At 48.2% G+C, this 25555-nt stretch carries 23 protein-coding genes; 4 read left to right on the forward strand and 19 right to left on the reverse strand.

The genetic code is table 11. The annotated features are described in order from the left end of the window. Nucleotides 1-11 precede the first annotated feature (11 nt). The 4 genes from PaeBR_RS23145 to PaeBR_RS23160 all read right to left on the reverse strand — a co-directional run bounded on the left by PaeBR_RS23145 (nt 12) and on the right by PaeBR_RS23160 (nt 5129). Entirely contained in the window at nt 12-1103 is a 1092-nt protein-coding gene (locus PaeBR_RS23145; RefSeq protein WP_410512775.1) for a carbohydrate ABC transporter permease, read from the reverse strand. After that, nucleotides 1103-2185 carry a carbohydrate ABC transporter permease gene (locus PaeBR_RS23150; protein ID WP_410512776.1) on the reverse strand — a complete coding sequence of 361 codons (1083 nt, stop codon included), beginning with the start codon at nt 2183-2185 and terminating at the stop codon, nt 1103-1105. The genes PaeBR_RS23145 and PaeBR_RS23150 overlap by 1 nt, the downstream gene beginning before the upstream one ends. Nucleotides 2186-2354: 169 nt before the next feature. Continuing rightward, complete coding sequence (locus PaeBR_RS23155; RefSeq protein ID WP_410512777.1) at nt 2355-3776, reverse strand: ABC transporter substrate-binding protein; 1422 nt, start codon at nt 3774-3776, stop codon at nt 2355-2357. Between the two features lie 345 nt (nt 3777-4121). Further along, nucleotides 4122-5129 (reverse strand): LacI family DNA-binding transcriptional regulator, encoded by a 1008-nt coding sequence (locus PaeBR_RS23160; protein ID WP_410512778.1) that lies wholly within the window; start codon nt 5127-5129, stop codon nt 4122-4124. Between the two features lie 413 nt (nt 5130-5542). Between PaeBR_RS23160 and PaeBR_RS23165 the strand changes: the two genes are divergently transcribed. Continuing rightward, nucleotides 5543-6556: an LLM class flavin-dependent oxidoreductase gene (locus PaeBR_RS23165; protein WP_410512779.1), complete on the forward strand. Its 1014-nt coding sequence runs from the start codon at nt 5543-5545 to the stop codon at nt 6554-6556. A gap of 271 nt (nt 6557-6827) precedes the next feature. Next, complete coding sequence (gene pepT, locus PaeBR_RS23170; protein ID WP_410515287.1) at nt 6828-8069, forward strand: peptidase T; 1242 nt, start codon at nt 6828-6830, stop codon at nt 8067-8069. Between the two features lie 96 nt (nt 8070-8165). On the opposite strand, the gene PaeBR_RS23175 is transcribed toward pepT, so the two are convergent. From PaeBR_RS23175 to hxlA, 4 genes are read right to left on the reverse strand one after another with little or no spacing between them, the layout of a single operon-like run. Beyond that, entirely contained in the window at nt 8166-9059 is an 894-nt protein-coding gene (locus PaeBR_RS23175; RefSeq protein ID WP_410512780.1) for an NADH-dependent flavin oxidoreductase, read from the reverse strand. A gap of 13 nt (nt 9060-9072) precedes the next feature. Further along, complete coding sequence (locus PaeBR_RS23180; protein ID WP_410512781.1) at nt 9073-9450, reverse strand: winged helix-turn-helix transcriptional regulator; 378 nt, start codon at nt 9448-9450, stop codon at nt 9073-9075. A 55-nt stretch (nt 9451-9505) separates the two neighbouring features. Beyond that, nucleotides 9506-10063 (reverse strand): 6-phospho-3-hexuloisomerase, encoded by a 558-nt coding sequence (gene hxlB / locus PaeBR_RS23185; RefSeq protein ID WP_410512782.1) that lies wholly within the window; start codon nt 10061-10063, stop codon nt 9506-9508. A gap of 6 nt (nt 10064-10069) precedes the next feature. After that, nucleotides 10070-10702, reverse strand: coding sequence for a 3-hexulose-6-phosphate synthase (gene hxlA, locus PaeBR_RS23190; protein WP_410512783.1), 633 nt, complete (start codon nt 10700-10702; stop codon nt 10070-10072). 273 nt (nt 10703-10975) lie between these two features. On the opposite strand from hxlA, the gene PaeBR_RS23195 reads away from it, so the two are divergent. After that, on the forward strand, nt 10976-12337 hold the full coding sequence (locus PaeBR_RS23195) for an MATE family efflux transporter (RefSeq protein ID WP_410515288.1): 1362 nt from the start codon (nt 10976-10978) through the stop codon (nt 12335-12337). An 87-nt stretch (nt 12338-12424) separates the two neighbouring features. Here the strand turns inward: PaeBR_RS23195 and PaeBR_RS23200 are convergent, their stop codons facing one another. From PaeBR_RS23200 to PaeBR_RS23210, 3 genes are all read right to left on the reverse strand, one after another. Further along, nucleotides 12425-12655 carry a cold-shock protein gene (locus tag PaeBR_RS23200; RefSeq protein ID WP_410512784.1) on the reverse strand — a complete coding sequence of 77 codons (231 nt, stop codon included), beginning with the start codon at nt 12653-12655 and terminating at the stop codon, nt 12425-12427. Nucleotides 12656-12791: 136 nt separating this feature from the next. Continuing rightward, nucleotides 12792-12992 (reverse strand): cold-shock protein, encoded by a 201-nt coding sequence (locus PaeBR_RS23205; RefSeq protein WP_249901232.1) that lies wholly within the window; start codon nt 12990-12992, stop codon nt 12792-12794. A gap of 252 nt (nt 12993-13244) precedes the next feature. Continuing rightward, entirely contained in the window at nt 13245-13523 is a 279-nt protein-coding gene (locus tag PaeBR_RS23210) for a hypothetical protein (protein ID WP_410512785.1), read from the reverse strand. Nucleotides 13524-13735: 212 nt separating this feature from the next. On the opposite strand from PaeBR_RS23210, the gene gdhA reads away from it, so the two are divergent. Then, the gene (gene gdhA / locus PaeBR_RS23215) at nt 13736-15121 is read left to right on the forward strand and encodes an NADP-specific glutamate dehydrogenase (protein WP_410512786.1); all 1386 of its coding nucleotides are present in this window, start codon (nt 13736-13738) and stop codon (nt 15119-15121) included. A 79-nt stretch (nt 15122-15200) separates the two neighbouring features. On the opposite strand, the gene PaeBR_RS23220 is transcribed toward gdhA, so the two are convergent. From PaeBR_RS23220 to PaeBR_RS23255, 8 genes are all read right to left on the reverse strand, one after another. Next, nucleotides 15201-15350, reverse strand: a complete 150-nt coding sequence (locus tag PaeBR_RS23220; protein ID WP_410512787.1) for a hypothetical protein — start codon at nt 15348-15350, stop codon at nt 15201-15203. 64 nt (nt 15351-15414) lie between these two features. Next, a complete protein-coding gene (locus PaeBR_RS23225; protein WP_410512788.1) occupies nt 15415-16767 on the reverse strand; it encodes a sodium-dependent transporter in 1353 nt (450 codons plus the stop codon). Nucleotides 16768-16876: 109 nt separating this feature from the next. Then, nucleotides 16877-17731, reverse strand: coding sequence for a diguanylate cyclase domain-containing protein (locus PaeBR_RS23230; protein ID WP_410512789.1), 855 nt, complete (start codon nt 17729-17731; stop codon nt 16877-16879). After that, nucleotides 17721-19811, reverse strand: coding sequence for a cellulose biosynthesis cyclic di-GMP-binding regulatory protein BcsB (locus tag PaeBR_RS23235; protein ID WP_410512790.1), 2091 nt, complete (start codon nt 19809-19811; stop codon nt 17721-17723). Before PaeBR_RS23235 ends, PaeBR_RS23230 begins: the two co-directional genes overlap by 11 nt. A gap of 43 nt (nt 19812-19854) precedes the next feature. Further along, the gene (locus PaeBR_RS23240) at nt 19855-21105 is read right to left on the reverse strand and encodes a glycosyltransferase family 2 protein (protein ID WP_410512791.1); all 1251 of its coding nucleotides are present in this window, start codon (nt 21103-21105) and stop codon (nt 19855-19857) included. A 19-nt stretch (nt 21106-21124) separates the two neighbouring features. After that, the gene (locus PaeBR_RS23245) at nt 21125-22678 is read right to left on the reverse strand and encodes a hypothetical protein (protein ID WP_410512792.1); all 1554 of its coding nucleotides are present in this window, start codon (nt 22676-22678) and stop codon (nt 21125-21127) included. Next, on the reverse strand, nt 22675-24216 hold the full coding sequence (locus PaeBR_RS23250) for a hypothetical protein (RefSeq protein ID WP_410512793.1): 1542 nt from the start codon (nt 24214-24216) through the stop codon (nt 22675-22677). Before PaeBR_RS23250 ends, PaeBR_RS23245 begins: the two co-directional genes overlap by 4 nt. A 36-nt stretch (nt 24217-24252) precedes the next feature. Next, a complete protein-coding gene (locus tag PaeBR_RS23255) occupies nt 24253-25377 on the reverse strand; it encodes a hypothetical protein (RefSeq protein ID WP_410512794.1) in 1125 nt (374 codons plus the stop codon). Nucleotides 25378-25555 lie beyond the last annotated feature (178 nt).

Raw genomic sequence — 25555 nt, forward strand, 5'->3', positions numbered from 1 at the left:
TACGGCCGCCATTAACCTTTTACCGATCCGCCCATCAAACCTCTTACGAAGTACTTTTGCAGCAGGAAGAAAATAGCCAGCGGCATCAGCATCGAGATAAACGCAGCCGAGGTGAGCAAATGCCAGTCATTGCCGCGTGATCCAACGAGGTCAGCGATTTTCATAGACATAACCTGTACGCCCGGCTGATTTCCGATAAAGATAAGAGAAACGAGGTAATCATTCCATACCCACAGGAACTGGAAGATTCCGATGGATGCCAGCGCCGGCACGGACAAGGGAAGAATCAGTCTGCTGAAAATAGTAAAGTGGCTCGCTCCGTCAATAAATGCCGATTCAAACAAATCTTTTGGCAGTTGGCTGATGAAGTTGTACATAAAGTAGGTGACCAGCGGTAAACCAAAAGCGGTATGCGCCAGCCAAATGCCTAAATAACTGCCGTTCAGTCCGAGCGATGTATAATCCTTCAGCACCGGAATCAGTGCTACCTGAATCGGGATTACAAGCATTGCAATAATAATGACGAACAATGTTCTGCGTCCCGGAAACCGCAGCCATGCGAAGGCATAGGCGGCAAAAGAAGCGATCAGTACCGGTATTACGGTTGCTGGAACGGCTATCGTGAGCGTATTCCAGAAGGCTTGGGACAGACCCGAACCCTTTTGCACAGTTTCACTGCCGTCTGCTTCCTTGAGTTTGTACTCTTTGCCGGAAAGCACATTGTTATAATTATCGAGCGTAAGCTCAGGCTTCGTTACCCAGCCTTGCACCTGCTCATTCACCGTCCGCGCTCTGCGGTTCTCCCACATGAGACGGCTGCCGTCTACGGTAACACCCGCTTTTAACTGATCATCACTGTAGGTCTTGCCGTTCACCTCTATAGGCTGCCGGAGATCCACATCTTTGGATAATTGCACTGTCTTGCCTGACTTCCATTCCTGATGCGGGAATACCTTCCACCAACCGGTGTGCAAAATATCTGCCGCAGGCCGGAAGGATGAGATGAACAGCCCCAGCGTCGGAAGCAACCAGATAAAGCAGATGATTCCCAGCGCAATATTAACAACTGTCTTGCTACCTTTTCTTTTCTTCTTGCCGACCATTAGAATCCCCCCTGCTTGCGGAACTGACGCAGATTAATAATAATTACAGGCAGGACTGCAATCAGCAGAACGATAGCCAGCGTTGAGCCGTAACCGAAATTACGGTACATAAAGAACTGCCGGTAGAACTGAGTCGCTACCACCTCTGTATCGTATTGACCACCCGTCATCACCATGACGACGTCAAATATTTTCAGCGTAAAGACAATAATGGTCGTTGTGACCGTCAGGATCGTGGTTGAAATGTATGGAATCATAATACCAAAAAAGATTTTGATCTCAGTCGCGCCATCCACACGTGCTGCTTCCATGATATCTTCGGGAACACCCTTGATTGCTGCGGAGAAAATAACCATCGCAAAACCCGTCTGCATCCAAATCAGAATGACAATGAGGAAAAAGTTGTTCCACGGCTGCAGCATACTGGTCCATGCCTGCGGCTCGCCCCCGAAAAAGGTTACGATCGCATTAAGGAAACCAATCTGTTCTTCACCCGGCTGGTAGTAGTAAACAAATTTCCAGATAACCCCTGCCGCAACAAAAGAAATGGCCATTGGCATGAAAATGATAGATTTGGCAATTTTCTCATAGCTGCTGCGGTCCGCAAGGATTGCAATTAATAATCCAAAGGTTACGCAAGCCAGGGTCCCAACGAACACCCATAGCAGATTGTTACGCAGCGCAGTCGCCATGAGACGATCGCTGAATATTGCCGCATAGTTGCTCAGACCGACAAATTCCTCTGAAGAGGCATTGAAAAAGCTTAAGTACAGTGTCCGCAGTGCAGGCAAAATCAATAACCAGCCCAGGATGAGAACTGCGGGTCCGATAAAAATGTAAGGAAGAACCTTCCTGCGGATATAATCAGGGTACTGTTCAACCGCCCATGTCAGGGTATAGTAAATCAGATAAACGCCTAGAACGCCCCAAAGGACGGCAAGAATCGCAGTTACCAGCGGATTTAGCGTCGAATCCCGGAAAAACATGAAAATCAGCCCGTTAATTACGATATTGGCTAATAATACGACCAGGGATAAGAGAACCGCTTTTATGCTGATTCTTTGCTTTGCTTGTGCACCCATATTAGCTCCTCCTATAAGTTTTGCTCGGCAAAACTCTCTTCGTAAGCATGTTCACAACCTTAATTTGGAAAAATAAAAAGAGGGGCAGTTTTTCCTTCAAATTCTCGCTGCCCCTCTTCATGTGTAGTGCTAATCGATCAAAAGATCATTGTTGCCTGATCCTTTTTTATTAGTTCTTCCAGCCCGACTGAATTTGCTCGAGTGCTTGATCCAGGGTAGCTGTTCCACTCACATAGTCGGTCATGCCTTTCCAGAACGTTCCTGCGCCTACTTTACCAGGCATCAAGTCAGAACCATCAAAGCGGAGTGTGGAAGCATCTTGAACCAGCTTCGCCATACGGCGGTCGGATTCGGAGGCGTACCAGTCAAGAGAAGCATCTTTCATTGGTGCGATCATACCACCGGATTGAACCCAAGTCTTAACGGATTCGCCTGTAGTGAAGAATTCCATAACCGCACGAACCTCAGGACGGTCATTGAACATAGCGTAAATGTCGCCGCCTACAAGTACTGGCTTGCCGTACTGCGGATCAATAGATGGCAGGTAGAACCAGTCATAATCCACATCTGCTTTAACTGTTTCAGGGAAGAAGCTTGTAATAAAGTTGCCTTGACGGTGGAACCAGGCTTTCGGCGGGTTGTCGAACATTGGTTTTGGAGCATCGCCGAAGGCAGTAGTTACGATGGATTTCGTGCCGCCATATACATAATCTTTGTTCATCCAAATTTTGGACATCACTTCAACCGCATTTTTAACCTCTGGGGAAGTGAATGGAAGCTCACCCTTAACCCATTTGTCATAGTTCTCAGGGGTAGTTGTACGAAGCATAATATCCTCTACCCAGTCCGTTGCTGCCCAGCCTGTTGCTGCGCCGCTTTCAATACCAATAGCCCATGCAGGGTCGCCGTCTTTAGCAATTTGCTCAGTCAAAGCTAACATTTCATCCCAAGTTTCAGGAACTTTGTATCCGGCTTCCTCAAATTGTTTCTTAGGATACCACACAAGGCTCTTTACGTTACTGCGGCTCCAGATACCGGACAAGATCTTACCGTCTTTGCCGTCCATAGTACCCATATCAAGCCAGCTTTGGTTGTAGTTCGCTTTCAATTTCTCCTGATCCAGAACATTGGTCAGATCGACTACTTTGCCGGTCTTTGCAATGGCTGCCAGCAGACCCGGCTGCGGGAAGTCGGCAATATCCGGAGCGTTGCCTCCGTCAACACGAATGTTGATGGTAGCTTCGAACTCTTTGGAGCCTTCATATTGAATATCAATGCCTGTTTTAGCTTCGAAATCCTTAATGCTGTTCTCAAATTTCACTTGGTCGGCATCTACGAACGGGCCGAACATCGTTACCTTTGTTCCTTTATAGTCACCCTTCATCGCCAGTTCCAGTGGTGAGCCAGCTGTTTCCTTACTGGCATTATCTGTCGATGGCTGGTTGTTAGCTGCTGAGTTGTTCGTTGCTGCTGGAGGATCTGTCGGCGCGGCGCTGTTATTGCCTCCATTACCGCATGCGCTAAGTATCATTGTGAATGATAGACCAAGCACCAAAGCTAACGACATTTTACGTCCTGAAGCTTTTTTCATCTTTTCATACATCCCCTTTAATTGGTTTGGAAAATTGCAGCTTGATTCGATCTGCTAATCTGGATGCCAGAGCCTCGTGTGGCTGATCACCTCCTTGCAAAGCTTTTCAAAAAGATTCATATACATCGTTAAAAATTTGAATCTGCTCTTGGAACGATAATAATAACGCTTTCATTCACATGATAACACACCGTGAATGCGTTTCCAATACTATAATTGATATATATCCCCTTTAATTCTCAATCTTTACATCTCGCGAATCTATTAATAAAGGGTTAAATAACATTGGAACTCGACTATGGTGAAAAGCTTTTCAAATTGTTCAGAAAAGAAAATGAGAGATTCTCATTTTTCCCGTGATGATTCTCTTACAATTAATTTATGCTCCATCTTCTCGCGCTTTACCACAACGGTCCCTGTAGAGAGCAGTTCATGTATCTTCTCGGCTGCGCGGTATCCCAGTTCATAAATCGGCTGGGCGATGGTAGTCAGCTTCGGAATAAACATACTGGACATGCGCAGGTTATCAAATCCTACGACTGACACTTGCCCTGGAACAAGGATGTTCCGGTCTTTCAGATAAGAAATAGTGCCCATAGCGAATTCGTCAGCGACGCAGAATACGGCTGTTACATCCGGATGCTCGGTGAATAACTCATGCGCTGCTTGATAGGCATGTTCAAAGCGGTGATTGGCGTATTTGATCTTCTCCACGTTGTGATCCAAGCCGAATTCAGTCAAAGCTCTTACAAATCCATCGTAGCGAGGCGGACCAGATATGGAGTTATCATGGTTAAAACCGATCATCCCGATTTGCTTGTGGCCCAGCTCAATCAGAAATTTCACCGCATCGTAAGCTGCAACCTCATCATCGACTTCCACACAAGGAATCTCATCAAATTCATCAGAGTGGGAGGAGAGAAGCACAAAGGGAATCCGGCAGCCTACCAGCTTGTCATAATACTCAGGGTACAAAACATCACTGGCGAACACAATTCCGTCTACCTGTTTCTCATGAAAGGCATCAATGTAAGATAGCAGACGCTCCTTGTCACGGTCCGTATTACAAATCATCAGACTATAACCGAGCTTGATGCACGCATCCTGCATTCCCCGGATCACACCTGCAAAGTACAGGTTCTCAATATCCGGGATGAGCAAGCCGAGCGTGAAAGACTTCTTGTAGATCAGACCCCGTGCAAATGCATTGGGCTGATATTTCAGCATCTCAATTGCATTTATTACCCTGCTGCGTTTACTTTCCACCACGGTTTCCGGTGCATTCATCACACGTGATACGGTGCTGATGGATACTTGGGCCATCTTGGCGACATCTCTTATTGTTGGCTTCATAAGTGTTTACTTCCTTTTTAGAAAACCTTTTCAAGGTGATTATAGCAAGGTGCCCACAAAAGCACAAGCACTTTTTAAAACCGCTTACAATTGTTTTTTTCTCCTAAAAAATAGAACTTTATCTATACCATGACGGCATAATATGCACCGCCAAATAATAATGATAGGAAATTGGGCAAATTTTCATTCCGTTAACCCTACTACTTACGACCTGCTATGGCTTAATTTGAAAACCTTTTCACCAGTACATTCATAGATGATTGCAGTACAGTAATTTTCCGCGATGTCAGAGGTCCTCCAACTTACTTAAAGTATGTAAATGATTTAATTTCATGTTATACTAGCGGTGTAGATCAGTTCCAAGCTGCAAATACTGCTTAAGATATAGAAGTATTATTACAGGAGGGATCGTATTGAAGCAATTGCACGACATTCCTATCTCCGTACTGGATCTGGCTCCCATAGTGGAAGGCGGCACAGCTGCGGAATCACTTCATAACACACTCGATTTGGCCCGTCATGCCGAGGTGTGGGGATACCACCGATACTGGCTGGCGGAACATCACAATATGCCCGGTATTGCCAGCTCTGCTACTTCGCTCGTAATCGGGCATGTAGCCGCCGGAACGAAAAGTATCCGCGTGGGTTCAGGCGGGATCATGCTGCCTAACCATGCGCCGCTTGTTATCGCCGAACAATTCGGCACACTGGAATCCTTATTTCCCGGGCGCATTGATCTTGGACTCGGACGGGCTCCGGGATCCGATCAGCCAGCTTCCCGGGCACTTCGCCGGGGTCTTGGCAGCGATGGCAGTGATTTCCCGGAGCAGCTTAGCGAGCTGCGTGCGTATTTTGACCTTGCCGGGGGCGGCTCCCGTCCCCCGGGTGTTCGCGCGATTCCCGGTGAAGGCCTGAATATTCCCATTTGGCTGCTTGGCAGCAGCGGGTTCAGCGCACGTCTGGCTGGCCAATTGGGTCTGCCCTTTGCCTTTGCCAGCCATTTCGCGCCCGATTATCTGCTTCCCGCTCTGCATTTATACCGGAGCAGTTTTCAGCCTTCAGAGCATCTGGATAAACCACATGTTATGGTCGGACTAAGCATTACTGCAGCGGAAACGGTCGAAGAAGCCCGCAAACTGGCTACCTCTCAGCAGCAGCAATTTCTAAATATCATCCGCGGCCGTACCGGCAAGCTGCAGCCTCCTGTCGAAAGTATGGAAGAATTATGGTCTCTTCAGGAGAAAGCCATCCTCCAGGATAAACTCCAGTATTCCATTTCCGGAGATAAAACGGCGGTACGCGCAAGAATACAGCAAATCCTTACGGAAACAGATGCCGATGAATTTATCATTGCGTCACAGATCTACGACCATTCTGCCCGCTTGCGCTCCTATGAGCTTGCTGCAGCAGCAATTAAAGGGGAATAATTCCTTGAACTAACCAAATTATAAGTAAGGCTGACCGCCGGAAGAGAGGGACCGCTTCTCTCCGGATGTCAGCCTTACTTTTATTATGAATAATAGCCATAAAAGTATCCGTGGTTCTCTTGACCACCACTATTCGACAAAATTCCACACTAAAAAAAGGGAGGAACAACGATGAAAGCGCCATAATCATCTGTAAAGAACCTCCCCGAAAGCATGAAGATGAGACTAATCGCAGAAAATGATACTATATATCTACGACTATACAGAGGAGATGGGTAAGTTGAAGCAAGAGGTTATGAACCGTTTTATTTCCTACGCCAAAATTGACACACAATCGAATGAGGATAGCGAAACCTGCCCCTCAACGCCAGGACAGCTGGTGCTTGCCCGCAAGCTCGTAGAGGAGCTTCAGGAAATTGGCATGCAAGAGGTTAGTATGGATAAAAACGGGTATGTGATGGCTACTCTTCCCGGTAACAGCGACAAAGAAATTCCGGTCATCGGTTTCTTGGCCCATTTGGATACGGCTACCGATTTTACGGGCAAAGATGTAAAGCCGCAAATCGTGGACAACTATGAGGGTGGGGACCTGATTTTAAACCAAGATTTGAACATTGTCCTTTCCCCGGTAAGCTTTCCTGAGCTTAACGAATATAAGGGTCATACACTGATCACAACAGACGGCACTACCCTGCTTGGTGCGGACAACAAAGCCGGGATTGCTGAGATTATGACCGCTATGGCTTATCTCATTAACCATCCTGAAATCAAGCACGGCACCCTGAGAGTGGCGTTCACTCCCGACGAGGAAATTGGACGCGGACCGCATAAATTTGATGTTCCGGCCTTCGGTGCGACTTATGCGTATACCGTGGACGGCGGACCGCTGGGCGAGCTGGAATATGAGAGCTTTAATGCGGCGGCGGCTAAAATCACTATCCGTGGTGTAAACGTCCACCCAGGCACCGCCAAGGACAAGATGCTCCATTCCACCAAAATTGCCATGGCGCTGCACCTTAGACTGCCTGCCGGAGAAGCTCCCGAGTTCACAGAGGGGTATGAAGGATTCTACCATCTCATTTCTATGCAGGGCAATGCGGAACAGAGCAAGCTGCATTACATTATCCGCGATTTCGACAGGGAGCATTTTGAGAGCCGGAAAGCTGTTGTTGCCAGTCTTGTGGATGAATTCAAGAGCCTCTACGGCCAAGACCAAATTTCGCTTGAAATGAATGACCAATATTATAATATGCGTGAAAAAATCGAACCTGTACGCCAGATCGTTGATATTGCCCATGAAGCCATGGAGAATCTGGGAATCGTACCGGTTATCCGCCCCATTCGCGGGGGAACCGACGGCTCACAGTTATCCTATATGGGAATGCCGACTCCTAATATCTTTACCGGTGGAGAGAACTTCCACGGCAAGTTTGAATATGCCTCTGCGGACAATATGGTCAAAGCAACGAAGGTCATCATAGAGATTGCCAAGCTGTTTGAGCAGAAGGCCTAATAGCTGTAACAGTCAGATTCGCCTTCACAACAAAACACCTTTGCCGGAAAATCCCCAGGCAAAGGTGTTTTTAAGTTTCCTGCTCTGATACGTTCGTTAGCCCTTGATCGGCAGCCATCCAGGTGTATGGATCAGCGCACCCCAGAGAGGATCGGGGATCACAAGGTCAGACTGTGCTGAAGGGTCCAGCTCTGTCTGGATTTCTTCTTCATTGCCTTGCTCTACCTTTTGAACCCAGTCCGGATCAATCAGGAGCGGGCGGCCCAGGGCCACAAGTGCAATACCGGTCTCCAGAGCCTTCAGCGCATCGTCAGCACTGTAGAGTGACCCTACGCCGATGACCGGCACCTTGCCGGCAACACGGTCGAGAATCTGCTCGATGCGCGGACGCGGATCTTCCGTCCCGCGGCGGGGAAGAGCCCAGAAGTCCTGCAGTGAAACGTGCAGATAATCCAGATCTTTCTCCTTCAGCGCATCAATCAGTGCAAAGGTCTCCGCCATTGTAATGCCCGGTGTCTCAGGCTCCTCCGGCGAAAAACGATAACCGACGAGGAGTGAAGAATCTGCATGCTCCGATACCGCGTGTTTCACTGCGTCCACAACAGCTAACGGGAATGTCAACCGTTTCTCCAGACTGCCGCCCCAGCAGTCATCACGAATATTCGAATGCGGGGAGAAAAACTGCTGAATCAAATACGTGTTGGCGGGCAATTCTGCCGGAACTGCGCTGGCGCTGACCGTTTGACCGTCAGGAAGCAGTACAGGGGGACACTGGCGGCCGCCGTGGAAAATTTGCAGGATGGCCTTTGCCCCCTGGCCCTTGATGGCCTCAGCCAATTTCCGCAAGCTTGGAAGCAGTTCATCCCTGTCGGCGCCAAATTCACCATGAAATCCTTTGCCGCCCTCATTTACGTATACACAAGCCGTAATTACCATACCCACGCCTTGTGAGCGGCGGATATAATATGCTTCTTCCTGTTCGGATACCATTTTCCTATATATCTCATTCTTTGCAAGCTGTCGGATTATCTTTCCAGATCACATTCTCCCCGTAGTTCTTGCCCCAATCATACATCATACGCAGCACGGGAAGCAGGCTTTGACCATATTCCGTTAAAGAGTATTCTACTCTGGGCGGGACCTCCGCATACACTTTACGCAGGACAAGCTGATCTTCCTCCAACTCCCGCAGCTGGTTCGTGAGCATTTTTTGCGTAATATGGGGAATGAGCCTTTTCAGCTCGCTGAATCGCTTCGTACCTTCAAGTCCGAGATGCCATAGAATAATCAGCTTCCATTTGCCGCCGATTACAGCAAGCGTAAGCTCTTTCTCGCAGTTGATTTCCTTCAGGTTAATCCGATCTTTAATTTCCGTAGCCATCTTGAGCAGCCTCCTCTCCCCTACATCATACTACACTTCGTGTGCAGTTCCGAGGCTACTCCAAATTGGCGTGTTTGCCGAACATCTGCTTGGTAGTCTGTCCCGTCTTCTCCATCATGCGAAGAATAACTGCATCATAGAATACCAGCATCGTTTGCTCGAATAACGATGCCATGGGCTGAATGGTACTGTAATCTCCACTATCCTGATCCTTGGGAGAGCCCGGCAGTTTTACAATGTAGTCCGCCAAGGTTCCAATCGTCGATGTCGGTGTTATCGTTACAGCAACCACTGCTGCACCGAGAGATTTGGCCTTCTCTGCCATGGAAATCAGACCCTTGGTCTCTCCCGAACCCGAACCGAGAACCAGTACATCCTCCTTGTCGATACCTGGCGTAACGGTCTCTCCTACGACATATGCTTCTTTCCCGGCCTGCATCAGCCGCATAGCGAATGCCCGTCCCATCAGTCCTGATCTTCCCGCACCGGCTACAAAAATCTTGTTCGAACGAAGAAGAAGCCCCGCAAATTGCTCGGCCTCTTCTTCTTCAAGCTGTAACACTGAACGTTGAAGCTCATTTACAATTTGCTGCGCATACTGTACGGTCTCCATAAAATCTTATGCCTGGCTGACGAGGCGCTTCATTTCCGCTGCCGCAGCCTTCATATCCGCTTCGCCGGTAATGCCGCCGCCAACAATAACCAGATCCGGGTTCGCACGAATAACTTCAGGCAGAGTTGCAAGCTTGATCCCGCCGGCAATGGCTGTTTTGGCATTTTTCACAACACTTTTGATTGCGTTCAGATCATCGAAGGAATTTTTTCCCTCCGCTTGATGATCGTAACCGGAATGCACACAGATGTAATCTACGCCAAGTGCATCAACCTCTGCAGCTCTGGCCTTGATATCCTTGACGTTGATGAGGTCCACCAGAATTTCCTTGTTTTGTTTTTTGGCTTCTTCTACAGCACCTTTGATCGTGGAGTCATCGGATACACCCAGTACAGTTACAATATCCGCGCCGGCTTCGACAGCCTTCATTACTTCATAACCGCCGGCATCCATAATCTTCAGATCCGCCAGGACAGTCAGTGAAGGAAAGGTATCTTTGATTGCTTTTACCGCATGCAGTCCTTCGTTAATGACAATCGGTGTTCCAATTTCGACAACATCTATATATTCGGCGACCTCGGCCACCACTTCTTTTGCTCCGGCAATATCTACAAGATCTAGCGCTAATTGCAGCTTCATAGGTTTTAGTTCTCCTCGTCGATATATTTTTGTAAGTTCTACACTTATTGTAGTTGCTTACATTCCAAAACGGAAGTAGGCACTTCATTGTGCTGTAGTTACCTGTAGGATACTATTGGGTAGCTGCAGGCTCTAACACTGCGTAATATTATGCTTTATTTGAGGAAAACTGATGCATTTTTATAAAAGCTGTGCTAACATTACCCTTTGTTTAAAACATCCACTGCAATCAAGTATATTTTATAAGAAGGTGCAATTTTGAAACCTAAAGAAATGAATCTTGTGCGGCTGACCTGGCCGATCTTCCTGGAGCTGTTTCTGTTCATGCTGATGGGCAGTGTCGATACCTTTATGATCAGCTCCGTTTCGGATAATGCCGTTTCGGGCGTCGGGGCAGCGAATCAGATTATTGCCATGGCCATCCTGGTGCTAAGTGTAATCGGAAATGGCGCAGCGATTGTCATATCCCAATATCTCGGTTCGAAAAGGCCGCTGGAAGCCGCCAAGGTGATCGGCAATGCCTTAACTCTAAATTTGGCCGTGGGCCTTATTCTTAGTGCATTGTTGTTCCTGTTCGGAAAAAACCTGCTGCTCGCTTTAAATGTGAAGGGTGATATTCTCGTTCATGCCCAGTCCTATATCAAGATCGTTGGGGGCTTTATCTTTTTTCAGGCCTTGATCAATGCACTGGCTGCCACCATCCGCACCCACGGATTTACGAAACAGACCATGGTGGTTTCCCTGCTGATGAACATCATTCATGTAGTCGGCAATTATGTCTTAATCTTCGGCCACTTTGGCTTTCCAGCGCTTGGAGTCCAAGGGGCGGCAATCTCAACCATAACCAGCCGCTTTATCTGTCTAATCCTGTTCTTTCTGCTGCTGTACAACATTATGGAGGTAAGGGTACAGTGGAGCTATTACCTTCATCTTTCCAAAAAATATGTGCTTCAGATTCTGAAGATAGGCATTCCGTCTGCTTTCGAATCCATAACCTATCAGTCCTGCCAGCTTGTATTTACATTGTATATTACGTATTTGGGGGCTGAAGCTATGGCTGCACGCCAATATGCGCTTAACATCTCCAGCTATATTTTTCTGTTCAGTGTAGCGGTATCCATGGGTACTTCCATCATCGTCGGCCACCTCGTCGGGGCAAAAAGGCCGCAGGAAGCCTATACGCGTGTGTTTTCCAGTGTAAAATGGGCACTGCTTGCTACGGTCATCATCGACGCTCTCGTCATTATTTTCCGGGTACCCCTGCTTGGCCTCTTTACGGAAAATGAGAACATCATCCTGATGGGAGCGCAGGTTATTCTGCTCAGCTTCTTCCTGGAATCGGGCCGCACCTGCAATTTGGTGATCATCAACTCGCTGCGCGCCTCGGGTGACGCCAAATTCCCCGTCTATATGGGGCTGCTCTCCATGGTCTGCATGAGCCTGCCGCTAGGTTATTTTCTGGTTTTCCAGCTTCACCTCGGGTTAGCGGGTGTCTGGCTCGCTACGGCTGCGGATGAATGGGTCCGTGCTGTTATTATGTACTTCCGCTGGCGGAGCCGGGCTTGGGAGAAGCATTCCCTGATCCGGCATGAGGCTGAAGAGGAGCAGGGCAACACTGCCCCTGCCGCAGGGTAATTATTATTTCAGTTCGCACACTAAAATAAGGCTGCTCCCGTTGTCCATGAGGACTTGGGAACAGCCTTATTTGCTGACAAAAAAGGATTAGCCAATCATTATACTCTTCTTGATTGCCTTGATATCGGTGTTCTTGTTCACAAGCATCGGCAGAATCTTCATACTTCTGATCATAGGAGAATTACATTGCCAGCAGGTAGGCACATGCTCAAATGCAAAATTATCGCGCATCCAGCCGATGCAACCCTCCTGTGTACAGGACCAAATAGCCGTGTCCTCAGTCGGAATATCCTCTAATGATTTTTTACGAAAATACATACATTCCCCTCCTTGGTTCGAATCGAGACGAGTTCACTTCCCCTAAGGGATAGGCAGGACATGCTGATACGAGAATTATTGAGAAGGAATAAAAAAACGGCCCTTAACTCATGTTAAGGGCCGTCTTGCTTTCAAATTACAGTTTTACTACGTTTTCGGCTTGTGGTCCACGAGCGCCTTGAGTTACGTTGAACTCAACGCGTTGGCCTTCGTCCAAAGTCTTGAAACCGTCGCCAGTGATTGCGCTGAAGTGTACGAATACGTCGCTTCCGCCTTCAACCTCGATAAAACCGAATCCTTTGTCTGCGTTAAACCATTTTACTGTACCTGTTTGCATGATATTACCTCCAATATTTTATTTAACACATGTCCTTTTATTCCTACGTATTGTACGAACAAATAAAAATTCACACATTGTGTAAGGTTCCACAGACACAAATGATAACCTTTTACAATATGTGAATTAAGGTTTAAATTTGATTAATTTCATTGTAGCACACTTATTTATCAAAAGCAAAGAACTCACCCATAAAATTCGATTTCGGCTCATTGCCTATTACACCAGGCTCTGAGCCGAGGCATAACCTATTTAATCCACATATCCTGCGAGCCCTTTGTCCATCAGATAATCCATTTCTGCATCAAGGATGGTTTCCACAGTCAATTCGTCCAATTTAACATCACGCTGGCCTGTCACATAATCAACCAGATCGTCATTGTCGATATCGACCTCTCCCTTGGCATTCGCCTTGGAATTATTAATAAAGGTCTGCTCATGTTTCAGCACCAGCATGATCAGCTTGGGATCTACCTTGGTCTTGCCGGCTATAACCGCTATCAATTCCTGCTCGTTTACTTTATCGCTCATGCGGGTTGTCATCTCCTTCTGTTATGGCAAAACTATTGTAGCATATATGGCCGGGATCACGCCTCTGACCTTATCCTTCAGCTATGGATAGAATCATTAACAAGAGGGTCATAATGGTCATAAAACAGTTGTGGGAAGCGTTGACTTATGCCAAGATAAATATATTTCCAGCGTAAAATCAAATCCACTATAAGTAAAGGCGGCTGAATTCAATGAGTTTCGTCCCTACTCTTGATACTGACAATAATAGCAGCAAAGCCCTGCGCTATATCGAAGATGTATACGCTCAGCTTGTTGCCCGCAATCCGCAGGAGCCTGAATTTCATCAGGCGGTCAAGGAAATCCTGGCGTCCCTTCTCCCTATTCTTGCCGCGGAACCGAAATATCAGAACCAAGCCATTCTGGAGCGGCTGGTCGAGCCGGAACGGATGATTACATTTCGGGTTCCGTGGACGGATGACACAGGCAAGATCAGGGTGAACCGGGGCTATCGAGTGCAATTCAACAGCGCCATCGGCCCTTATAAAGGCGGACTCCGCTTTCACCCTTCCGTCAATGCCAGTATCATTAAATTTCTCGGCTTTGAACAAATATTCAAGAACGCACTTACCGGCCAGCACATTGGAGGGGGTAAAGGCGGTGCTGACTTTGACCCCAAAGGAAAATCGGAAGGCGAAATTATGCGGTTTGCCCAAAGCTTCATGACGGAGCTGCAGAATTTCATCGGGCCGGACCAGGATGTCCCCGCAGGCGATATTGGCGTAGGAGCGCGTGAGATCGGATACCTGTTTGGACAATACAAGCGGATTCGCGGCGGATATCCAGCCGGCGTACTAACCGGGAAAGGCATCCTCTACGGCGGAAGCCAGGCGCGTACAGAAGCTACCGGTTACGGCACTGTTTATTTTGTGAGTGAAATGCTCAAAGCCAAAGGGCTTTCCGTTAATGGAAGCAGGGTGGTCATTTCCGGATCAGGAAATGTAGCCATTTACGCGATGCAGAAGGCCGCCCAGCTGGGTGCCAAAGTCGTTGCCTGCAGCGACTCGGCAGGATATGTCTATGATGAAAACGGCATTCAGATGGATACGGTCCGGCGTTTGAAGGAAGTGGAAAGAAAACGAATAAGCGAATATGTGAAGGAGCATCCTCAGGCAACCTATTTCCCGAGCTCCTCACAAATCTGGACGATTCCATGTGATATTGCGCTTCCGTGCGCGACCCAGAACGAAATTGATGAGAAGATGGCCCGGACGCTTATAGCTAACGGTGTGAAGGCTGTAGGGGAAGGTGCCAATATGCCATCCACCTTGGAAGCCATTCATCTGTTCCAGCAGGCGGGAATACTGTTCGCGCCAGCCAAAGCAGCCAATGCGGGAGGCGTAGCCGTATCGGCGCTGGAAATGGCACAGAACAGCATGCGGTTATCCTGGAGCTTCAATGAAGTGGATGCCAAATTGCAGGAAATTATGGGTAGTATCTACCGCCAATCCGTAGATGCCGCTCAGCAATACGGACAGCCCGGCAACCTTCTGGCCGGCGCCAATATCGCCGGGTTTAAGATGGTGGCAGACGCCATGCTTGCCGAAGGTGTTGTTTAACATACAAGGGCGGAGCTGAACACAGCTCTGCACTCATCATAGGGATTTTAACAGGAGGCCAGTCGATCGGCCTCCTTTCCTATGTTCGGTTCAATTTCCGAATCAGAACAATAATAAGCAGCAACGATACGGTAATGATAACACCGTTGAACACTATTTTACTCTGATACCAGTTGGATTTAGCCGAGATATCGGCTGTCTCCCCAGGTGCAGCACTCTCCGCTCGCACAAAAAATCCGCCCTAAAGCAGAAATTCTCTGCTCCAGGACGGATCGCTGCATTCAAAACAAATATTAGAACTTGATTATACCTGCAGAGTGCAAAAAGACGAACAGCACAAGGATTGGGGCCACAAAACGGAGCATAAACAGCCAGACACGGAACCAGCCCGCCGTAAGGCCTGCCTCTTTGCCGACACCCTTCCAGAAGTAACCCGCAAACACAGTTACGATCAACCCGCCAAGCGGCAGTAGAATATTGGAGGCCAGGAAGTCCATCCAATCAAAGAATGATTTACCGCCAAAGGTCAACCCCGGAATCAGTCCAAAGGACAGCGCCGAAGGGAGACCGAGCAGGAAGCAGCCTGCGATAATAATCCATACTGCCTTGGAACGCGACAAGCCCCAACGTTCCATGGAGAAGGCAACAGGAACTTCTATCAAAGACACGGTCGAAGTTAATGCAGCTATGGCTAGCAGTACAAAGAATAAACCGCCGAACAATGATCCAAGCGGCATGGCCGAGAAGGCGGCCGGCAGCGCAATAAATACAAGCGTTGGTCCCTGCGCCTGGTCTATGCCAAAGGAAAAGGTGGTCGGGAAAATAATCAAGCCGGCAATAAAGGCGTAGAACAAATCTCCCCCGCCGATAGCAAGCGTTGCCGAACCCAAGGATTGTTTACGGTCGACATAAGAACCGTAGGTCATCATGGCTCCCATACCGAGGGAGAGAGAGAAGAAAGCGTGGCCCAAAGCAACCAGTGCAGATTCAGGAGTCAGCTTGGAAAAGTCAGGCTTCAAAAAGAATTCAACCCCCGCAGCAGCTCCCGGCAGGGTCAGCGCACGAACCATCAGAATAATCAACAGGAGCAGCAGTCCCGGAATGAGGACCTTGTTGAATTTTTCGATTCCCCCGGAGATTCCTCTGGCTACTATCCAGCCTGTAATCAGGAGCACGACAGCCTGCCACAGAATCGGGGTATATCCTGAAATGAATCCGCCGAACTGGGCTCCAAAATCACTATTCGAAAACAATTTTCCGCTAAAAGACCGGATCGCGTAATGAAATGTCCAGCCCGCTACTATGGCATAAAAGGACATAATCATAAAGGACCCGATAACAGACAGCATCCCCATACCGCCCCATGCCTTATGTCCGCCAACCTTGATAAAAGAACTCGCCGCGCTTCCCCGGCCTCCACGGCCGATTGCCAGCTCTGCCAACAGCACCGGCAGGCCAACAGCCACCAAACAAACGATAAACAGCAGGAAAAACGCCGCTCCGCCGTATTGTCCCGTAATGTACGGAAACTTCCACATATTACCCAGACCTACTGCACTGCCGATGGCAGCCAGTATGAATCCCGATTTGGAAAACTGGTCTGCTTTGCCCCCCGGCTGGTTTTTATTCATTTTCTCTGTATTCATGATGTCCTCCCCATTCATTCTTCTTTCATTAGCTTGTCTCACAGCCTTTCCTAGTATACTAATGGAGATATGATGGAGTACAGTGAAAAATTATAAAATTCACAAGGAATTACACATCATACTCCAGCTGCTTCTTGGCTTTCACAATGAAATCAAGCGGTGATTCAATCGTTTCAGGGTGATACTCCACTGCGCCTATTTTGAGTCCCAGGCTGACCTTGTATTTTCCGGTTAATCGGGAGTCGTTCAGCTCATCCAGCTTGACCTTAATCCGCTCGATAACGATTTTGGCCCCTTCACGGTCCGTGAACAGCATAAGTCCCCATGTCGCATCCTCTTTATCCAGCAGATATAGCGCATCATTGGTCCGGATACTGGACTTACTAAGCTGGGACACATCATATATCGCCTCTGACAGCTGCTCCTCCGGAATCAAACGCCGGATCTCATTCCAGTACTTCACTTTAACCACAAGCAGCGTTAACGGAATTTGATAGCGTATGGAGATTCCCGTGAACAGGCTGGCATCCTTTTGAAAGGACACGATGTTCCGAAGATCGGTATTCTGGTCCACCGCAGCCATACTGACGCTATGCTTCCGCAAGCGTTCATTCTCCAGTTGCAACTGACGGTTCGTGAACGTAAACAGCCAAGTGGCCACCGTCATAAGCGGGGTCATCAGCAGCCAGAAATACGTATTCACGCCAATGGTTTCACCCTGCGACACCGTTTGATAGAGGATGAAGAAGCCGTAGCTGAAGATAAAGACAAGATTCAGAACAAGCCCTGCGGTCACATTCGTAAAATAAGTAACCATCGCCAGCAGAAAAGCAGCATTCAGGATCATGATGTTCTGGAGGTATTGATCCGGATTTCCGGCTATAAACACAATCGAGATATAAATAAGCACAAGAAACAACAGGAAGGCGACATCCGACACCAGACCGCTGCGGTTACGTCTCACGCTTATCACCACGTTTCTTGAAATGTTTGCGAAGCAGCAGGATTAGGGATAGCAGAACCAAAGAAAGGGTTAAGACTGCGGCCACAACGAAGCCGAGGACATCGGGGCGGTCCATAACCTCTTGAAGGGCAGAATCCTTTTCTCCCCCGGTAATCGTCTTGAAACGGTAGGCATTCACATTGCCGTCTTTATCCGTAAGTACGCCGTCTCCGAACACCTTCCACTTGTCTTTCTCGCTGGCGATCAGCTTGGAGGCCAAATAGTAATTTTCGGAGCGAACCCCCGTTACTGCAAGCAGCCCCAGACCGGTCTTAAACGGTGATCTGATCAGCTGCAGCGTTCCAATCTCCGCGCCGTAACCCGTGTCGATACTCATTTTTTCATTGGATTCCATAGTCGTGCCTTCGGAGTTATATTTGAAAAACAGCTGATCATTATGCTCACGGATCACCTTATTGTTCTTGTACGTGCCTATGGCAATGATATTATTGTTCTTCAAATGATCGTCGTCTACATTGTCGGAGTAGAAGTGAACGTCCCCTGTATTCCCGCGGGTGTAATGCCCCAGCAAATTGAACACATTGGATAAGCTCTGATACGTATAATCATCCATATTCTGCGGCAAAATCACCGCGACATGGTTATAGATTTCATCACGCAGGAACGGGTAAGGATAATTGCTCAGCAGCAAATCCGTGCGGTCCTTGGTATTCAGCCTCATCGTGGAATCCTTATCTATGTACGCCCATGGCATTTGATCCCTGTTCGGTGTACACAAAGCGCCCGCAAGCTCCAAATCAAAGCCTACCTTAACGGTAAAGTTACCGGAGAGGTTCAGGTTTTGCGGAATCGCCAGATTCAACTGATCTCCATCCGCCAGCTCCCGGGTCAGCTTCTTGCTGCCGATCGGCGTCTCATTAATGCTCACCGTAACCAGCGAACGGTCAAAATCGAGATTTTGCGCATAGCGGAAATCAAGTCTGATTTTGCTGGAATCGGCGATGGAACGGTTGGACGGCAGGGAAGCGAAATAGGTCTGCTCCTGGTGATACGGTCCGGTGAGCTTATCTCCGGTTTCAGTGAAGGTTACATTAGAGTTGATTGAAATTTCAGGCGTGGCGGTCTCGGTCGTTTCATCAACCACTTTAAGATCACCGCTAAGCTGTTGCATCAGTTCCCTGTTAGCAACCAGTCTGCCTGCTTTGATTAGCAGGCTTTCGTCCTTGGAGGTAATGACCAAGGTAGGCTTGGCATCTTTATTGACCAGTTGAATAACAGCGTGCGCGGCTAAATCCTCTTTACTGCTTACCAGTGGCTTCAGTTCGTTTGGCACATGGTCATACATCGCTATCAGTACTACAGCCTTCTTATTCTTTAAGGTATCGCTCCGGTAAGGAAGCAGCGGAATGGTCTTGTCGCCGAGCGTGTTGGCACTGGCAAATCCGGAGAGGGCATATACCGCCGACTCCAGTTCAACACCGGTACTATTCTCGGGAACAGTCAGGACACTTTCATTCTCCCTAACCGTGTCGATGCCCGTAAATCGGCTGCTGAAGCCGCCGATCCCTCCACTCAGGGCTGTAGTCGAATAAGTCACACCGATACTGGACGTATTGAACAGATGCAGCCATTGATCCGGGCTTTGATCTACCGAGCATAGCTGCTGATCGGCGGTTGACCGCAAGGAGCCTTGGACGGTTAGCGTATTTGACCCATTGCGCAAAAGTTCTTTAGGGGCAGGAATAGCAAGCTGCTGCTCCCCGTTATTTTGCAGAGAGGGCCTGAAGGTATAGAACGGAGTTCCGTTCAAGGACAAGGTAACGCTGGACACTTTATCCGCGGTGATTTGGGAGATTTGGAAATGGAGATTAACCGTCACTTTCTCCACATTCCAATAATCCATAATCTGAAAATATTCCTGTCTAAAGCTTGTCCCGGTCAAAGAATGATCCGTCCCGGCGAAGGAAGTCTCATAGACCCGGTTGTTGTCCTGAACCACAACTGCGGCAGCAGCAGAATCCAGGGGGATCAGAAAAAGGAATAAACAAAGTATCCATATGGCCAGTTGTTTTTTTCTCATCGTTTACTTCTCCTGTGCTCTGATTTCACTTTATGGCGGCCCGTTAATAACGCTCGGTCTTGTACCATTTGGCTTCACGTTTAAAGATGAGATCCCTCATGTAGTTATAGAGCCCATAAGCAGCGACAACCATCCATAGCTGGCAATAGGAAACGTACATCAATAGAATCATCCAGACGTTGGAGAGACTCATCTCGCCTTTCTCGGTCGTAAGGGTAATAAAGGTGCCTACTACAAATAAAATGATGGCAAGCAGCCACAGAAAGCTGCTGAGACCGGCAATGGTAGTGTGAACATATCCAAGCGCATGCAGGATAAGAAGTAAATCCGAGGTCACAAGCGACGTCAGCAACAGGAAGTAAATGGACAAGAAATAAAAAATATCGAAGCGGACGCGGACGGCGGAGGGGTCGAAGAGGAGCGGGATGTTCTTGACAATGACATAGATGTTTCCCGTGGCCCAGCGGGTACGCTGCTTGAACCAGACCTTCAGAGTCTGCGGCTCCTGCTCCCACGTTACGGCCTTCGGCTGGAATTTAATCCTGTAGCCGAGCTTGTAGATACGGAAGCTGATTTCCGTGTCCTCCGCAATCGCCCTGATATCCCAACCCCCTATGTTCTCTACAATTGACCTGCGCATGATGAAGTTGGTTCCGGGAATCGTACATAGCTTGAACAGCTTCCAGCGCCCGGCTTGGGCCATCCATTGAAAAGACAGTGTCTCAATATTAATGAACCGCGTCAGCAGGCTAGCCTCACGGTTGCGGGTCCGGAATTTACCGATGACCGCGCCCAGGCTGGAATCATTGGTGATTTCAGCCACTAGATAACGCAGAGCTGTTCTTTCCGGCGTGTTGTCGGCATCATAAATCGCAAGGAGCTCGCCTCTGCTGCCGGCAAATCCGATATTCAGCGCATTCGATTTACCTTTGCCGCCCGTAATGCTATCTGTATTGATCACAATTAGGTTGCGTTCGGGATACCTGGCCTGGATATTTCCCAGAAGAACACCGCTGTTATCGGAGGAATTGTCATTAATAACAATGATCTCATACCGGTCATGCGGGTAATCGAAGGCGAGCAGGGCTTCCACCGTCTGGCTGATCACCATCCCCTCATTGTGCGCCGGAACCATAATGGAGACAAACGGCAGCTCCCCCATGATCTCAGGTACGACCTCATTCTCCGATTGGATGTAATACAGGTACCCGGCAATAATGAGAACGACATTTACAAGCAGCAGTGACCAGATACAGACCACCGCGATCACCATCAGAACGTCTGCGATTGTCATAAGGTTCTCCTAATACCCTTTATTTTCTTGCCCTCATATACTTCTGCCGATAGAGCCGGAAGCCGACTGCGAACAATCCGCCAAACACCAATAGGGAGAGGATAATGACCACGATGAAAAATTGATTTTGCACACTGAACAGCTTCGTGAAGCTCTTCTTCTGCTCTTCTGTGTACTGGTAGTCGTTATTCACTTTTTCCGGGGTATGCTGAAGGTTCAATTCCTGTCCGTTGATCGAGATAACGCCATGTGACGAGGATATGATGTCTGTACCTGTAACCACCTGATGGTCAGCCTGTTTATAGTCGGCAAAAGAAATCCAGGCCTCATCCAGACGCTGCAGCAATTCCGCAAGCCCCTGCTTGTCCTTCGGGAAATCCACCGTGATCGCCGTATTGAGCGGATAACCGGACTTCGCTTTGTCCGGGCTTTGCATCTTCTGGAGCAGGCTAAGCGGCAGGCTGTAGAGGGAGGAGGCAAACGTGGCAGCTGTATGGCTCTGTTCCATGTAAATCACCTTCTCATCCGGGAACAACACCGCGGAGTCAAAAAAGCTCATTCCCGTTCCCGCATACTCCTTGTCATACGTCCAGTACATTTCCGCACCGATGCCAAGCGGCGCAATCCCGTTCTGCACCAGCAGCGAGATAAAGCCCTCCATCTTCTCCTGCAAGGTGTGATCCTCGATGTAAATGGTGGGCATCACCGCCGGAGCGTTGACCAGAATACTGCCGTTGCGGAATTGTACAACCTTCAGAGCCTCCAGATACCGATCCATAGCCGGATAGTCCGTATTGCTGAACACCGGGCGGATACTGACCACAAACGGAATGCCGGAGCGATATAATGAATTGGCCAGATCCTCCAGCAGCTCCAAATCGGAGAAGGGATAGATTTCTTTGACGACAAGATAGGTGCGAGGTGTGGCGGCAACAGGCAGCCAATCCTTCAGCACATAGGCCATCGCCAGCTCACTGAGGTTGCCCTTTTCCAGATAAGGCGCGTAGGTATAGTCTTCTTTTCGGACGGCGTATGGAACATCAAGCTCTCTGCCTGTAAAAGATATACTGCCGTAGGCCTGCGACCCTACTCCCTTGGAGGCAATATAAGGTATGTTTTGGACTCCAATCCCCTTAGCCGAATACGATCCTATGTTCAAATCCATACTTCCGCCGCTTATGATTTTGGTTACAGCCTGCAGCTCCAGACCTGCCTTTGCCGGAAGATTCGCCCCGATGTGCAGATACTGCCCCTGGTATTTCTCCCAATCTTCTATATAGGATTTATTGTTAATATCGAGATCAGGACTGTTGATGACTGTAATGACATGGGTATACGAATCCATCATTCCCCGCTCATATTGATCCAGGCTAACCAGGGTTACCTGGGCACTGTAGGCTGCCAGCAGCTGCTGAAGCACCGTCACATCCCCTTCTTTAGAGGTTTCTTTTGCCAGACTGTCGTACAAAAGCAATACCTGCGGGGAATCCGCAGCGGCAGAATGAACATATGCACCCGAGGGCAGCAACAGGAAGCAGACAACAAGCAGCATTTGCACGGCTTTTTTTGTCAAATACTCACTCCCTTTTCAGCCTTCACATATGGAACTGCAGGTCCTTTCACCGGTAGTTTGCTGTTTGCGAAGAAGCGGCTAATCACACTTGAAAGAGTTAGCAAAGAGACCAGATCGAACGATAACGTGAATAAGAATTCGTGCTTGGAAATGTCGGCATCTCCCGCCCCGATGATGGAAACCAGGATGCCGGATAGCCCTATGCCCATCGCGGTCAAGATCAGCACCATTTTTTGCATCCCTCTGAAATCCCCGAACTTTACCGCTGTCACAAAGGAGGGCATGTACAAGCCGATTACAACAATCATCCAGAGGACAATGAAGCCGAAGGTTTTGGGCGCAAGCTTATCCTTGAGCAGACTGTACACCGAGAAAAAGTGGCTTTGCTGGCCAAAAGCTTTTCCAGCCGATTGCTCGTAATTCCCCATAGCCGCAGGTTTAATCGTAAAAGCATTTTGGGCGGCTTCATTCAGAATGGAGCTGAGCTTGTCCGGGTGAGTGACATAGAATTTAAGAATCGAGCCGAAGCCGTACTTGCTGTAGAAGCTCTCTTCCAGCAGGGGTGAATGAACATCCACGGTTCCATATTGCTCGTAATAGATGCTGTCTTTCAGAAGTGAATACTGCTCATCGATCCCGAATGACTTCAGCGTAGTCTCCGGATTTGCCGACCCTTTCAGGACCCCCCTGGTCATGCTGTGGTATTGGTTAATATTCACAAACTCTTTGGAAATATTCAGATAGGTAACAATACCCGCGATCATCATAAGAACGATGGAACACAAGGTCAGCAGCCGGAACAGCTTGTCTTTGCGTACCCAGATCAGAGAAACGGCCATGCAGGCAATGAGGATTCCCACTGGCGCATTTTGCTGCTTGGAGGTTGTCAGGATAATGCTGCTAATGACAAACAGTCCGAGCAGGACGTAATCGTTGTATCTTTTGCGGTATAACAACAGCCACGAGGCGAATACAAAGATCATCATTATCAAAACCAGGCTCTCGCTGTAAAAAGAATTGAAATATGCCGTATACCCGGTATCCCCGAATATAAATATAGCCAGAATAGCGATGATTATCCCCTGTCGCCGCGGCAGCTTCCATGTAATGCCCTCGATCAACAGATAAACTGCAAGCACATATACAATCGTATACATAGCAGCCTGAAACCGGATATCGAACACCTGACTGCTGAACAGCAGCTTATTAAGACCTATAGCCAGCTTGATAAACAACGATTGGGAGGAACCCAGTGTTGCGCCATTTTCGTTAAAATATTGATAGATACCGTACTGCTTCACAAAATAACCGAAATATTGCGCATCGTAATCCGGTGCGTTGAAGTAAAGGCCGTTGCTGTAAATGCTGCGGAAGAAATCCCCGTTATCCGCCATTCCCACATAAGGAGCGGTGAATAGAGCCATAACCGTAATCATCAGAACCCCGAGAGCGGTCAGCAGGGCGGGTGACCCTACCGTGCGGTGAACGGCTGCAGTTTCCTGGAGAAGCATTTTCCTTACCATCGTGTTGTTAATCATGCCCATTCACCTTCACTTCGTACTTTTCACTTGGAACTAATATCTGTAGGCCAATAAAGCCATCAGATTGTCAAAAGAGTAGGCCTGCCCACTGTTTGCGTCACCAAACCCGCCGTATAGAACACTGCTTGTATCAACGACCCTGAATTCTTTCATTCTCTCTATGCTCCTGTGATAAAGAGCGTCGTCTCCGATCTCCGAACCGATCATCGCAGCAATGGCATATATCGCCGTGGAGCGAATATCTGTCGTCGGCACTCCTTCTCTGGTGTATTGCCCATACAACGTTCCGTCTGCCACCTGCCGCTTAATGTAATCAATACTGGTAGATCTCGCTGCACCCACTTCCGCCAGATTTAAAATAGTTAAAAGTGACTCCACCGTATGAATGTTTTCCGAGCTGTATTTTCCGGTATCATAGTTGAACCTTGTTTCATAGAAGGGGAATTTATCAGATAAATAACCCTTATCTGTTATATTTTTCATATTTAGTTGCAATAAATGACTTGAATTCCTATTAATCGACAAATTTTGCAAAGTACCTAAATTAATATAGCATAAAGTAACGAAGCCATTTGTGATTTTGTTGTTTTCATCATAAAAATCATACATATATCCATTATTTACATTTTTATTATAAAATCGTTCACCATACTTATCCGCTTCATCCGTATAATGGGGTTCCTTAAAAACTTCGCCCGCTTCATACAGGGCACGGATGATGCGCAAATCATCTACGGCTGCGTTAACAGGAAACTTCTTCCCGTTCTTGGGACTGTAACGGTAACTGAAGCCGTTCTTCATATTGAAGGTGGCACTGGCAAGTTTCCACTGGGTCTCGAACAATTCCCTCTGCCCGGCAAGCGCTGCGTACCTCATCATCAGGGAAGAGGATTCGCTTAGCACCTCATGCCCGGTTGCTGTCTCCTCCGTCTGGGGGGTATCTTGCAAATTCGTATATATGCCATAGGGCCCTGTCATCTTCCTGGAGATGAAACGGTAAACCTCTTCGGCATTCTCTTCCGGATGACCCGAGGGCAGCAGTGATTCACTACGGGACGGGGAGGGCAGGCTAGTGACTCCAGCTTTTTCATAAATCAAAAAGACCAATACCAGCGCTGCCGCCGCTATTAACAGTCCGGCGGCCGTTTTCCTGTTCAACTGATCACTTCCCCAAAAGACAGATTATTGTTGCCGTTAGCATCCTTACCCTATTTAACGGAAATTTTTAACTAAAGTTCAAGGTTTTATTCGTCCGACATTTCCGCGCAAATCGTTACGTTGCACTTTTATAAAAAAAGCTGTCCCGGAAAGTCCGTTAAGACCTCCCAGGACAGCC

Source organism: Paenibacillus sp. BR2-3 (genome assembly GCF_046529485.1).
In the GTDB taxonomy this organism is placed as follows: Bacteria; Bacillota; Bacilli; order Paenibacillales; family Paenibacillaceae; genus Paenibacillus_AQ.

Excerpts from the sequence above, each read along its gene's own strand:
- PaeBR_RS23250 (WP_410512793.1), bottom strand. The coding sequence starts at position 24,216 with ATGATTAACAACACGATGGTAAGGAAAATGCTTCTCCAGGAAACTGCA.
- PaeBR_RS23175 (WP_410512780.1), bottom strand. The coding sequence starts at position 9,059 with ATGGTATCCGAACAGGAAGAAGCATATTATATCCGCCGCTCACAAGGC.
- PaeBR_RS23225 (WP_410512788.1), bottom strand. The coding sequence starts at position 16,767 with ATGAATACAGAGAAAATGAATAAAAACCAGCCGGGGGGCAAAGCAGAC.
- PaeBR_RS23205 (WP_249901232.1), bottom strand. The coding sequence starts at position 12,992 with ATGCAAACAGGTACAGTAAAATGGTTTAACGCAGACAAAGGATTCGGT.
- PaeBR_RS23145 (WP_410512775.1), bottom strand. The coding sequence starts at position 1,103 with ATGGTCGGCAAGAAGAAAAGAAAAGGTAGCAAGACAGTTGTTAATATT.
- hxlB (WP_410512782.1), bottom strand. The coding sequence starts at position 10,063 with ATGGAGACCGTACAGTATGCGCAGCAAATTGTAAATGAGCTTCAACGT.
- PaeBR_RS23195 (WP_410515288.1), top strand. The coding sequence starts at position 10,976 with ATGAATCTTGTGCGGCTGACCTGGCCGATCTTCCTGGAGCTGTTTCTG.
- PaeBR_RS23160 (WP_410512778.1), bottom strand. The coding sequence starts at position 5,129 with ATGAAGCCAACAATAAGAGATGTCGCCAAGATGGCCCAAGTATCCATC.
- PaeBR_RS23210 (WP_410512785.1), bottom strand. The coding sequence starts at position 13,523 with ATGAGCGATAAAGTAAACGAGCAGGAATTGATAGCGGTTATAGCCGGC.
- gdhA (WP_410512786.1), top strand. The coding sequence starts at position 13,736 with ATGAGTTTCGTCCCTACTCTTGATACTGACAATAATAGCAGCAAAGCC.
- pepT (WP_410515287.1), top strand. The coding sequence starts at position 6,828 with ATGGGTAAGTTGAAGCAAGAGGTTATGAACCGTTTTATTTCCTACGCC.
- hxlA (WP_410512783.1), bottom strand. The coding sequence starts at position 10,702 with ATGAAGCTGCAATTAGCGCTAGATCTTGTAGATATTGCCGGAGCAAAA.
- PaeBR_RS23155 (WP_410512777.1), bottom strand. The coding sequence starts at position 3,776 with ATGAAAAAAGCTTCAGGACGTAAAATGTCGTTAGCTTTGGTGCTTGGT.
- PaeBR_RS23200 (WP_410512784.1), bottom strand. The coding sequence starts at position 12,655 with ATGTATTTTCGTAAAAAATCATTAGAGGATATTCCGACTGAGGACACG.
- PaeBR_RS23235 (WP_410512790.1), bottom strand. The coding sequence starts at position 19,811 with ATGAGAAAAAAACAACTGGCCATATGGATACTTTGTTTATTCCTTTTT.
- PaeBR_RS23150 (WP_410512776.1), bottom strand. The coding sequence starts at position 2,185 with ATGGGTGCACAAGCAAAGCAAAGAATCAGCATAAAAGCGGTTCTCTTA.
- PaeBR_RS23240 (WP_410512791.1), bottom strand. The coding sequence starts at position 21,105 with ATGACAATCGCAGACGTTCTGATGGTGATCGCGGTGGTCTGTATCTGG.
- PaeBR_RS23180 (WP_410512781.1), bottom strand. The coding sequence starts at position 9,450 with ATGGCTACGGAAATTAAAGATCGGATTAACCTGAAGGAAATCAACTGC.